10 protein-coding genes are annotated in these 11,651 nt (G+C 71.5%); 7 read left to right on the top strand and 3 right to left on the bottom strand.

Annotated elements, in window-relative coordinates:
- Both tnpA and H180DRAFT_RS17830 read left to right on the top strand, forming a co-directional pair.
- Positions 1 to 260 (top strand): IS200/IS605 family transposase (tnpA, locus tag H180DRAFT_RS17835; protein WP_055487065.1); only part of this gene is annotated, 260 nt, incomplete at its 5' end.
- Between the two features lie 149 nt (positions 261 to 409).
- A complete protein-coding gene (locus tag H180DRAFT_RS17830; RefSeq protein WP_139151406.1) occupies positions 410 to 859 on the top strand; it encodes an alkaline phosphatase family protein in 450 nt (149 codons plus the stop codon).
- Positions 860 to 1,088: 229 nt separating this feature from the next.
- Here the strand turns inward: H180DRAFT_RS17830 and H180DRAFT_RS17825 are convergent, their stop codons facing one another.
- Complete coding sequence (locus H180DRAFT_RS17825; protein WP_055487063.1) at positions 1,089 to 1,556, bottom strand: ATP-binding protein; 468 nt, start codon at positions 1,554 to 1,556, stop codon at positions 1,089 to 1,091.
- 809 nt (positions 1,557 to 2,365) lie between these two features.
- Between H180DRAFT_RS17825 and H180DRAFT_RS17820 the strand changes: the two genes are divergently transcribed.
- Genes H180DRAFT_RS17820 through H180DRAFT_RS17805 form a run of 4 tightly spaced genes read left to right on the top strand, consistent with a single transcriptional unit; the run spans position 2,366 to position 7,836 of the window.
- Positions 2,366 to 3,976: a hydantoinase/oxoprolinase N-terminal domain-containing protein gene (locus tag H180DRAFT_RS17820; protein ID WP_055487062.1), complete on the top strand. Its 1,611-nt coding sequence runs from the start codon at positions 2,366 to 2,368 to the stop codon at positions 3,974 to 3,976.
- Positions 3,976 to 5,136: a DUF917 domain-containing protein gene (locus tag H180DRAFT_RS17815; protein ID WP_055487061.1), complete on the top strand. Its 1,161-nt coding sequence runs from the start codon at positions 3,976 to 3,978 to the stop codon at positions 5,134 to 5,136. The genes H180DRAFT_RS17820 and H180DRAFT_RS17815 overlap by 1 nt, the downstream gene beginning before the upstream one ends.
- Positions 5,137 to 5,185: 49 nt before the next feature.
- Positions 5,186 to 6,274 carry a DUF917 domain-containing protein gene (locus H180DRAFT_RS17810; RefSeq protein WP_139151405.1) on the top strand — a complete coding sequence of 363 codons (1,089 nt, stop codon included), beginning with the start codon at positions 5,186 to 5,188 and terminating at the stop codon, positions 6,272 to 6,274.
- Positions 6,271 to 7,836, top strand: coding sequence for a helix-turn-helix domain-containing protein (locus tag H180DRAFT_RS17805; protein WP_055487059.1), 1,566 nt, complete (start codon positions 6,271 to 6,273; stop codon positions 7,834 to 7,836). The genes H180DRAFT_RS17810 and H180DRAFT_RS17805 overlap by 4 nt, the downstream gene beginning before the upstream one ends.
- An 84-nt stretch (positions 7,837 to 7,920) precedes the next feature.
- Here H180DRAFT_RS17805 and H180DRAFT_RS17800 read toward each other — a convergent pair whose 3' ends face one another.
- A complete protein-coding gene (locus H180DRAFT_RS17800) occupies positions 7,921 to 8,625 on the bottom strand; it encodes a zinc metalloprotease (RefSeq protein WP_055487058.1) in 705 nt (234 codons plus the stop codon).
- A gap of 331 nt (positions 8,626 to 8,956) precedes the next feature.
- Here H180DRAFT_RS17800 and H180DRAFT_RS17795 point away from each other — a divergent pair, with 331 nt between their 5' ends.
- Positions 8,957 to 10,201, top strand: coding sequence for a PP2C family protein-serine/threonine phosphatase (locus H180DRAFT_RS17795; protein ID WP_055487057.1), 1,245 nt, complete (start codon positions 8,957 to 8,959; stop codon positions 10,199 to 10,201).
- Positions 10,202 to 10,268: 67 nt separating this feature from the next.
- Here H180DRAFT_RS17795 and H180DRAFT_RS17790 read toward each other — a convergent pair whose 3' ends face one another.
- Positions 10,269 to 11,549, bottom strand: a complete 1,281-nt coding sequence (locus H180DRAFT_RS17790) for a PP2C family protein-serine/threonine phosphatase (protein ID WP_055487056.1) — start codon at positions 11,547 to 11,549, stop codon at positions 10,269 to 10,271.
- Positions 11,550 to 11,651 lie beyond the last annotated feature (102 nt).

Here is an 11,651-nt window from a genome sequence, read left to right as displayed (position 1 = left end):
CGCAGCTGCGGGAGTTCAACGGGGAACGCGATCACGTCCACCTGCTCGTGCACTACCCGCCCAAGGTCGCCATCTCCCGGCTCGTAGGCTCCCTCAAGGGCGTCTCCGCCCGGCGCCTGCGGCAAGAGTTCCCCGACCACATCCGCAAGTACCTGTGGGGTGAGCACTTCTGGTCGCCGTCCTACTTCGCCGCCTCGTGCGGGGACGCCCCGCTCGCCGTCATCAAGGAGTACATCGAGAACCAGAAACGTCCCGGCTGAAGTCAACAGCGCAGACCCGTGCACCCGCGCGGGTCAGAACAGCGCCAAGAAACGCTTCCTCCCCAGCGTGAACGCCCAGGGTTCCGCGCTAGATCAAGCTGAAGGCCTTCGAGCGCTTGGAGAACGGCAGGAAGGACCGCAGGCCGCTGATGACGACGGTCATACTCGCCACCAGCCACAACCCGTGGGCGCCCCTGCCCACGACGGTCGGCTGGGACGAGCTCGGTGACGGTTCCCTTTTCCACGCGCAGAAGAAGGCGGGCAAGGACCCCGAGGACGTGTGGAAGGACCCGCGTCAGTTGCGCACCGAGTACCGGCGTTCCGTCGAGTACTCGATACGCAGCCTCACCGACTACGTGGCGGAGTACGGCGACGAGGACACCGTGCTGGTGTTCCTGGGCGACCACCAGCCCGTGCCTGCCGTCGTCGGCAATCACGTCAGCCGGGACGTGCCGATCTCGGTCGTCGCCCACGATCCGAAGGTGATGGACCGGGTGTCCGGCTGGGGCTGGGAGGAGGGGCTGAAGCCCGGCAAGAAGGCCCCGGTCTGGCGGATGGACAGCTTCCGCGACCGCTTCCTGACGACCTTCGGTCCTTAGGCCCTGGTGCGAGGAACGGCTGAGGGCGCGCCCCCCGCGGGGTGAGGCGCCCGGGGGCCCGCAGCTCCGGGCGGCGGCCGTCGTCCCCCGGCGGGGCGCACCCTCATGGTGGCAGGACCCTCTGGCCGAGGGCGCCCTGCCACCGTGCCGGTACCCGTGGCCGTCCAGGCGGCAACGCCGGTCGGAGGGGCCGGCTCCCGACCGCGGCCCCCCCGTGGCCGCGGTCGGCTCAGCGGGCAGGTGCCCGTTCCCCCTCGTCAGCGCCCGGGAGCGCGAGTTCGTACCAGACGGTCCTGCCGCCGTACGCGGGCGAGTAGTGGCCCCAGGCGCGGCTCAGGGTGGCGACCATGTGGAGCCCGCGGCCGACCTCGTCGTGGAGCGCGGCCCTGCGCACCCGGGGGTGCAGGCCCTTCGACCCGGGGTCCCAGACCTCGATGATCAGCCCTTCGCTGTGGCGCACCGTCAGCACTATCTGCTGCCCTGCGCGCTCCGTCAGGGTGCCGGCGGGCGGAGTGCCGTGTTTCACGGCATTCGCGACCAGTTCGCACGTCAGTAACGCCGCCGTCTCCGACAGCGCGCTCAAGCCCCAACCCTCCAGCATTTCCACTACGTGACGGCGGGCGACGGGAACCGCTTCAGGAATGGGTGCCAGGAATTCCACCAGTTCGATCAGCTTGTCCTTGGAACGGGGCACCACGGCATACACGGAATGGGGCCGCGGCTCGGTCGAAGCCGTGGCCGTGCGCCGGTGGCGAGGGGGCTCGGTCGTGTCTTCTCCCTGCGCAACGTCCGTGGGGGGACGGCCAGTTGCCATGGGCGTGCTCCGTGGCTTTCGTGACGGCGGTGTTCTTCCTGCCAAGGCCTTACCGTAAGCAGCTTTGCCGCCTTGAGGAAGTGGTCACAGTGCACACGCCGGGCCCTCGGGGTGACACCCTGCACGGCCTTCCCCGGCGCCTCGCCGCTGCTGACGGGGTCCTCGCGCGAGGCCGTACTGTGCACCCTGCACTGGCACCCGACGCGGGACCGGCACTTTGCCCACTGCGCCGGTACGGTGCCGCGCCTAGTATTCGGTGGTCGATGCGCACCCCGCCGGGCCACCCCCCAAGGTGCCCGAAGCCGGGCACCGCGCCAGGAGTTCACATCCGGGTGGAGCAACATTCCTTGTCGACAAGGGGAGTTCGTGTCCCGTACCGCTTCCGGAACGGGACATCCGTGGCGTATCGCATTCCCCGGAAGGTCTGCGCAATGCTCGCCGGGCTTTCGGTAATTCGGAAGAACCGGATTCCGTTCCGGGTGTGCGCGCGTGCAACCTCGGGTCCTTTCCCCGTTTCCGGCCATTTTCCGCGCCGCGCCCTCGCCGCCAATGGCATGTTCCTCCGAACCGCGCCGGAGACCCTTGGCCGGAAATCGTCCTCCGGCAGGTTGGACGCCGTGAACTTCGCCCGTACCGTGGCGTTCCCGCTCGTCCCCAGCCCGGCACGTCCATGACCGAGGAGTTCTCACCACATGCGGATCGGTATCGACGTCGGCGGAACGAACACGGACGCCGTGCTGATGGACGGCGACTCGGTGCTGGCCGACGCGAAGGTCACCACGACTCCCGACGTGACGGACGGAATCGTGCGGGCCGTGCAACACCTGCGGGAGCAGCGGGACTTCGACCCGGCTGCCCTCACCGGCGTGATGCTCGGGACGACCCACTTCATCAACGCGATCGTCGAGGCACGTGACCTGGCTCCGACCGCCGCCGTCCGGCTGGGCCTGCCCGCCACCCAGTCGCTGCCCCCACTGGTGGGCTGGCCCGACAACCTGGTGAGCGCCATCGGCGGCCACACCTACCTGTGCCACGGCGGCCACGAGTACGACGGGCGCGTCATCTCCGAACTCGACCCCGGCGAACTGCACAGGATCGCCGACGAACTCGCCGCCGCCGAGGTCCGTTCGGTCGCCATCACGTCGGTCTTCTCGCTCGTCAACTCAGAGTTCGAGCTGCGGGCCGCGGAGATCCTCGCCGAGCGGCTGCCCGGTCTGCGGGTCAGCCTCTCCCACGAAGTCGGCCGCACCGGCCTGCTGGAACGGGAGAACGCCACAGTCATCAACGCCGCCCTCGGTGAACTCGCGGAGCGCATCTGCGACGGCATGGTGGCGACGCTGCGCACCATCGGCCTCCACGCCCCGCTCTACCTCAGCCAGAACGACGGGACGCTCATGGGCGTCGACTACGCCCGCCAGTACCCGGTGATGACGTTCGCGTCCGGGCCGACCAACTCGATGCGCGGCGCGGCTTATCTGTCCGGTGTCGACGACTGCGCGGTCGTCGACGTCGGCGGCACGACGACCGACGTCGGCATGCTGCACCGCGGCTTCCCCCGTGAGGCGAGCACGGAAGTGAGCGTGGGCGGCATCCGCACGAACTTCCGCATGCCCGACGTGCTCTCGTTCGGCGTCGGCGGAGGCAGCCTCGTGCGGCAGGACGGCGCGGACGTCGAAGTGGGCCCGGACAGCGTCGGTTACCGGCTGCAGGACGAGGCCGTGGTGTTCGGGGGGAAGACCCTGACGGCCACGGACCTCGTGGTCGCCGCGGGCCGTGCGCGGATCGGCGACCCGCAACGGGTGGCCTCCCTGGACCGTGACCTGGTGAGGGCGGGACTGGGCTATGTGACGGACCGGATCACCGGGACGATCGACCGGATGCGCACCAGCCGGGAGCCCGTCCCCGTCGTCCTGGTGGGGGGCGGAAGCGTGCTGCTGCCCGAGGAGTTCCCGCTGGCGTCCTCGGTGCTGCGGCCGGAGCAGTTCGCCGTCGCCAACGCGGTCGGTGCCGCCATCGCCCAGATCAGCGGCGATGTCGACCGGATCTTCGCAATCCAGCCGGGTCAGCGGGACGCCGCGCTGGACACCGCCAAGCAGGAGGCCACCGACCGTGCCCTCATCGCCGGCGCCGGCCCCGGCACGGTGGAGATCGTCGAGGTGGAGGAGATCCCCCTCGCGTACCTGCCGGGCAACGCGACGCGCATCCGCGTGAAAGCCGTCGGCGACCTGGCCCCGGGCTCCGCACCGTCGTCCGCGCGGTCGTCCGCGCCGTCCCCGGCGACGCACGGGCGCGGGATCAGCTGATGGCGTGGAACCTCGATCTCACCGATCTGCCCGACCTCGCCCGTGGTGCCGCGCTGCTCGGCGCGGGCGGCGGGGGCGACCCCTACCTGGGTGAGTCGCTGGCGGCCGATGCGCTCGAATCGGCCGCGGGGCACGTCCGGTTCCTCGATCCGGACGAGCTGGACGAGGACGGCCTCGTCGTCACCACGGCCATGCTGGGAGCGCCGACCGTCCTGGTCGAGAAGCTCCCGAACGGCACGGAAGCGGCCCGCGCTCTACGCGCGTTGGAGAAGCGCCTGGGCAGACCGGTCACCGCCACGATGCCCGCCGAGTGCGGCGGCATGAACTCGATGGTCCCGCTGCTGGCGGCGGCGCAGCTCGCGTTACCGGTCGTCGACGCCGACGGCATGGGCCGGGCGTTCCCCGAGCTGTCGATGACGACGTTCGGCGCCCGCAGTATGCCCGGCTCGCCCATGGCGATGGCCGACGAGCACGGCAGTGTGGCCGTCGTCGAGACCGGCTCGGACAACAGGCGGCTGGAATCGCTGGCCCGCGCCCTCGCCGTCAGCATGGGCGCCTCCGCGTCGATGGCCATCTACCCCATGAGCGGCCGCGACGTCCGCCGCACGGCGGTGCCGCGCACCGTGAGCACGGCCGTGCGGCTGGGGCGGGCCGTGCGCGAGGCGAGGGAGCGGCACACCGACCCGGTCGCCGCGCTCCAGGAGGCGCTGCCGCACACGGTGTACCGGCACGGGCGGGCCGTCTTCTGCGGCAAGGTCGTCGACGTGGAGCGCCGCACGACGGACGGCTTCGCACGGGGACGTGCGCTCGTCGCGGCGGACGGCGTCCGCGCGGACGGCACCGGGAGCGACGGCACCGTGGGCAACGGCCTCGACGGCACCGACGGCACCGGAACGACGTGCGAACTCGTCTTCCAGAACGAGAACCTGGCGGCACGCGTCGACGGCCGCACGGTCGCCCTCGTACCCGATCTCGTGACCGTGCTGCACGCGGACTCGGGGGAACCGGTCACCACCGAGGGACTGGCGTACGGGCAGCGTGTGCGGGTGTTCGTGATCTGCGCACCGGCCCAGCTGCGCACCCCCGAGGCGCTGGCCGCCTTCGGGCCGCGGGCCTTCGGTATCGACGAGGACTACCACCCCGCCGTGCGGCTCGCCTGAGGCCTGCCATCAGGCATATGTCAGTTCGGTCATTGACCGCTTCGGTCCGGTGAGCACCACCACAATGGTGGGCATGTGGCAGATCACACTTGACGACGTACCGGCACTCTCCAAGGCCGCGATGCTGCTCGGTACGGGCGGAGGTGGCGGCACCGGCACCGAACTCGTGGAACCCATCCTCCGCCGGGCGTTGCGGGAGCACGGCCCCGTCGAAGTCGTGAAACCTGCCGAACTGCCGCCCGGAAGCCTGGCGGTGCCGGTCGGTTTCGTCGGCTCCGGCACGGTCATGCATGAAAAGCCGTACGAGGGCAGCGAGATCGCCCGCGCGATACGCGGGGTCGAAGGCCACACCGGTGTCACGGTGCAGGCGGTGGTCGGCGTGGCGATGACCGGCATCATGGCGGTGATCCCGGTCATCGCGGCCGCGCAGCTCGGACTCCCCCTCGTGGACGCGGACGGCACGGGGCGCGGCGTCACGAAGCTCAGCCAGACCACGCTGACGCTGGCCGGGATCGACCTGACGCCGGCGGCGTTCACCGCCGACAAGGGGTCCAACCTCCTCGTGGACGGGGTGAACAGCGCCGACGCGGAGTCGGTGATCCGGCTGTCGATGCCCGCGATGGGCGGCTGGGCCGGCATGGCCTGGCGGCCGCTGCGCATGGACGAGATCGACAGAGGCATGCTGGTCGGCACCTATTCCATGGCGCTCGACATGGGACGCATGCTCGAAGAGCGCGACCGGGAAGGGCTGGCGGCGCGCTACGGGGCCCGGACCCTCTTCGAGGGCAAGGTCGTCGAGGTGCCGCGGCGGCACCTGGGCCAGTTCCCGGCGGGCACCGTCGTCGTCGAGCACAGCGGACAGCCCGACCGCGCACTGCGCATCGAGATGCAGAACGAGTACCTGGTCGCGATCGAGGACGGAGGCATCGTCGCCTGCGTCCCGGACCTGATCTGCGTTCTGGAACAGGAGTCGGGCACGTGCCTGACGGCCGAGCGGGTCCGCTACGGCTTGTGGGTCGAGGTGCTGGGGATTCCGTGCCACCCTCAGTGGCGCAGCGCGGCCGGGCTGGAGCTGCTGGGGCCGCGGGCGTTCGGATACGACATGGACTACGTACCGCTGGAGGGAACGGCCGGATGACGACGCCGTGGCAGCCGGTCACGGTCCGCATGCTGTGCGGGCTGGAAGGCCTGGCGGGCGCCCACCTCGCCGCCGGAAAGGCCGGCCTCGACCACGAGGTGTGCTCGATCGAGGTCGTCTCCACCCTGGCCAGCGCGGAGTCGGTGCAGACCGGTGCGCTCGTCATCGCGGCTCCCGGCGACACCGAACTCGTCGTGCTGGACATGATGCTCAGCGCCGTACGGGCGGCGGGCGCAGTCGGGTTCGTCGTGACGAAGGGGCCTCATCTGGTCGGCTCCGCCGCGCGGCTGGCCGACAAGCTGGGGATGCCGCTCCTCGTCGCCGCGTTCAAGGACCCTCTTCAGCTGGCGCGGCAGCTCGACCGAGTCGTCCACGCGCCCGAGCTGGTGCGGGCGGACGTGCTCAGCCAGCTCGGCCGTCAGCTGCGCCGCCGCCACGCCGAACCGGGCCCCGTCCTGGAGACGTTGGCGCGCATGCTCAGCGGCCGGGCAAGCCTGATCGACCCGGTCGGCACGGTGCTGGCCGGGTCCGCGGTGGCGCTTCCGGAGGGCGCGCTGGCCGACCCCTCCCCGCACACTCTGCCCGCGGACTCCGACAGCCGCGACGGCGACCTCGTGCTCGTGCCCGTCACTCTCGACGTCCAGTCCGGGCCGGACGTGTGGCTCGCGGTGCGGCTCCCGCCGGGGCCGCGGACGTGGACGACGACAGCGGAACAGGCGGCGACGCTCGCGGCGTCCGCGATCACCGGCTGGGTCGCCCGGCGCCGCATGGAGGGCGAACGCGAACTGAGCGAACGCCGCGATCTGCTCTCCGAGTTGCTGAAGAAGCCCAACAGCCCCAACCGCGAGGTGGCGGAGGGCGGCCTGAAACTCGGCTGGCAGATGCACGGTTGGCACACGGGCGTCCATCTGCGCTCGCTCCGGCCCGCCCCGAACTGGCGGCGGCGGACGGCCGACCTGCTGAACGCCGCGCTCGGCGAACAGGGCCTCGGCGGGCACCTCGTGGAGCGGGGCGAGGGCTGGGCGTTCTGGGTCACCACTGAACGCGAGCCGGCGCATGCCGCCTCCGGCGACATGGTCAAGCAGCTGCGTGCCGCGCTGACTTCGCTCTCCGACGAGGCACCGCTGACGGCGGGAGTGGGACGTCCCCGTGAAGGGCCGGAGGGCCTGGCCAGGACCCTCACCGAAGCACGGCAGGCGTGCCTGCTCGCCGGCGCGGCGGCTCGAGGGGTGCATGTGGCGCACATCGACGAGCTGGACCTGCAGCAGCTCCTCGCCGACTGGTACAGCCTGGAGTCGTTCCAGACCTACGCACGGCAGATCCTCAAGCCGCTCTCCGAGCGCGGTGAGACGGAGCTGATCCGGACGGTCGAGGCGTATCTCGAGCACGAGTCGTCCGCCTCGTCGACGGCCGCGTATCTGGGGGTCCACCGCAACACCGTCGCGGAGCGGATCGCACGGGTGGAGAGCCTGCTCGATGTGAACCTCGCCCTTCCCGACCACCGGCTCGTGGTGCAACTCGCCTGCCGCACGCTGCGGTTCGGCGGACGCCGCGCCCGCTGAAGCGCTCCGGCCCGGAACCGCCCGCCGCGCCGGCCCGTTGTGCGCAACCGTCCGGGTACCGGGCTGCAGCGCCTTCGATCGCTCTCAACCGGACCCGCTGAGACCGAAGTTGGCGAGAAGCGCCCTGATCCCGGCCACGTCGAACCCGGTGAGCCTCCCCGCCCCTGCGGCACTCCTGTGGCCGCCGTTCGGTGAGCACATCACGGGGCTGGTGCCGTGCGGGTCCGTCACGCACTCGTACGGTTCGACGCTGCCGTCGCCGTCCCGGTCGAGGTTCGGGTGGCCGAGGCCGAAGACGTGCAGCATCTCGTGCGTGAAGGTGTTCCGCAGCTTGTGCGGGGCGATGTCCCAGGTGCCGTCGAAGTATTCGCTGTCCATGGTCACCACGCCGCCCGCCGCGACGCCCTTCTCCGGGGCCGGGCAGGGCATGCCGCGGCTGTAGCCGCCGCGTCCCACGGGCCGGTACGTCTGCGTGAACTGGATGTGCCCCCGCGGCGGGCACACCGCCGGGTCGACGTCTTCCACGCCGCCGATGGTCACCTTCACGCCGGCCGCCCTCAACTGTGCCACCCCGTCGGTGAGATGGGGAACGTAGCGCTCCCGCAGCCGCACCGAGGCGAACGTGATCGTGTAGGAGCGCGACGGACTGACCGAGGTCACCCCTGACCTCGCGGCCACCTGGAAACCGGGGCCGGCGAGGGTGACGACCCGGGCGGCGTGGGCCGGGGGCACGTTGAACGCGCACGTCACGACCAGTGCGGCGCCGACTGCGATCCCGGTCCTCAGCATGTGGCTCCTGTGAAGTCGCACGGGACGAGCTCGGGCGGAGCACGGGGCCGCCGGCACGGCAGATCCGGCAGGGGCCCGGGCCGCACGGCAAGCCATCAGGGGCGTCGGCACAGCACAGCCGCGGCCACGCGGGGCGTGGCCCCGCCGTGCGGCGGTCATCGGCTTTCGCCCGTTTCTTCCCGGTCCGTTGATTGCTGCCCGCCGGCCGGGGCGGCCATGCCGCTGCCGGTACGTCCCGCGCCGCCGCACGGACGGCCGCGCCCGGCGGGCGGGGAGCCGGGGACAGGCCTAGATTCGGGAGCACAGCCGACAGGGGGGTTGGCGGGAGCCGGTGGAGAGATCGGAGATCGACTACGAAGCGCTGTTCGCGGCCACGCCCAGCCCGTACCTGGTGGTCGATCCGGGGCTGTACATCGTGGACGCGAACCGCGCGTACCTGCGGGCCACGGGCCGGACGCGCGACGACCTCGTGGGTCAGTACGTCTTCGACGCCTTCCCGCCGAACCCCGATGACCCGTGGTCGCACGGAGTGGTCAACCTGGCTGCTTCGCTGCACCGGGTCCTCGAGCTGCGCAGGGTCGACACGATGGCGCTGCAGAAGTACGACATCCCCGTCGTCAGCCGTCCCGGCGAGTTCGAGGAGCGCTGGTGGTCGCCGATCAACACCCCCGTCATCGGCCCCGACGGTTCGGTGGTGCACATCATCCACCGCGTGGAGGACGTGACGGCCTTCATCAAGGAACGTGACCGCCACCTTCCGTCCGCCGGCGAGGCCACCGCCGAACGGTTCCGCACCGCCGAGTCGGAGCTGTACGCGCGGGCCCAGGAACTGCAGAAGGCCAACGAGGAGCTGCGGCGCGCACACGCCAGGGAGAGCCGGGTCGCCCTCACGCTCCAGGAGGCGATGCTCTACTCCCCCGGCCTCCCCCGTCCGGGAGTAGCCGTCCGCTACCTGCCCGCGGTCGGAACGCTCAACGTGTGCGGGGACTGGTACGACGTCGCGGACGTGCCGGGGGACGGGTTCACCGCGGCGGTCGGAGACGTCGTCGGCCACGGCCTGGAGGCGGCCGGGATCATGGGGATGCTGCGCAGCGCTCTGAGCGCCGCCATGCGCGCGACGGACCGGCCCGCCAGAGCCCTTCAGATCCTGGACCTCTACGCGGGGTCGGTGGAGGGAGCGCAGTGCGCGACGGCCGTCAAGGTCAGGGTCGACCCGCAGGAGCGGCTGATCACCTACAGCAGCGCCGGGCACCTCCCGCCCGTACTGCTGCACCGTGACGGCGCCTGCGAGCTGCTGGACCGGGCCACGGACCCGCCGCTGGCCGCAGGTCTCCAGACCGGGCCCCGGCCGGAGGCACACGCCTCCTACACCACCGGTGAGTCCCTGGTGCTGTTCACCGACGGGCTGGTGGAACGCCGGGGCGAGGACATCGACCGCGGCATCGCCCGGCTGACGCAGGTTCTCGCCTCCTGCGGAGGGCTGGACGCGGAGCAGGTCGCGGACGACGTGCTGGCCGGGCTCGGAGTCAGCGAGGGCGCCGCAGACGACATCGCCCTGGTCGTCATCGACCTCTGAGATCCCGCCGCATCCCTACGCCGCCGCGGCACCTGCCGAGACCCGGATTGTTGCGGCCTCGACCGCCTCAGCGGGCAGGGCGGTCCAGCCTCGCCGGCGCGCTCCCCGCGGGCAGTCCCACAAGGGCCTCGGCCTGGCCGGGCGGGTACGGAACCGGGCCGTGCCACTCCAGGAGGAGCACCGTGGCGTCGTCGCTCAGCTTGCCCCGGTGGTAGTCGAGGTGGTGGCGGATGAGGCGGCGCAGCGTCTCCGGGACGGGCAGGCCGTCGCTGTGGTGCCTGATCAGGAAGTCGGTGAAGCGGTCGAGGCCGAACTCCTCGCCGTCCGGGTTGCGTGCCTCGGTGATCCCGTCGGTGTACAGCAGCAGCCGGTCGCCGGGTTCCAGCTGCTCGCGGCAGAGGTCCGCGCCGAGCCCCAGCCCGGTGCCCATCGGCGGCGCCGGCGAGCATTCGAGCGGCACGGCGAAGCGGCCTCCGCGGATGACCACAGGCGGGTAGTGGCCGCGGCTGATCCAGGTCAGAAGGCCGGTGCCCACATCGAGGTCGGCGAGGACGCCCGTGGCGTAGCGGCTGTCCTCGAACTGGTCGACGAGGGCCTTCTCCATCCCGTTCGACGTCTCCACCAGGTCGCTTCCCTGACGGCGGTGGTTCCGGCAGGCCGCCACCGCGAGGTTCGCCGTGAGGCCGGCGGCCGTGTCGTGGCCCATGGCGTCGATGACGCACAAGTGCACCGTGCCGTCGGCGAAGGCGTAGTCGAAGGCGTCCCCGCTGACCTGGTAGGCGGGCTCCATGAGCGCGCTGACGACGGCCCGGTCCGTCGCGAACGTCCGCGGCGGCATCAGACGCCACTCCATCTCCGCGGCCACGTTCATGCGGCGCCGTCGCACCAGGCGGGCGTAGGCGTCGCTGGTACCGCGCTTGGTCACCAGCAGCAGCGCGACCAGACCGGCCAGCTCCCGCATGTCCTGCATGCAGCCCTCGTCGGCCTCCGACGCCGTGACACGCATCAGACCCACCCGTTCCGTGCCGTTCAGCACCGGCACCCACCACTGGCCACCGCGCGCGGAGGTGGGGAGGATCGCGCCGAGCTGGAAGGCCCTGCCCGGCGCGGTGCCGTCGATCGGCAGCTCGGCGGGCGCGTCACCGCTGTCGCTGCGGCCGTCCGTGCCTTCGCGCGGCATCAGCGTCAGCACGGTCTGCTGGATGTCGGAGATGTACAGAAGCACCTCCGACCAGCCGAAGCGCCGGGCCTGGTCGCTCAGCACGCCGGGCACCTGAGTCAAGGTGCTCAGATGGCTGGCGGAGATGAGCCCGCCGAGCACCTTGGCCCGGTCGGATGCCCTGCCCATGGCTCAGCCTCCTTCAGCCGCCGGTGCGACCGGAGGCACCGGTGCCCGTTCCGGATCTGATCAGTGCAGCCCGTGCTCACCGTCTCCCGGCTCTTTCGCGCT

Source organism: Streptomyces sp. WMMB 322 (assembly GCF_900090145.1).
In the GTDB taxonomy this organism is placed as follows: domain Bacteria; phylum Actinomycetota; class Actinomycetes; order Streptomycetales; family Streptomycetaceae; genus Streptomyces.
This window is presented reverse-complemented; position numbering and strand designations above follow the sequence as displayed.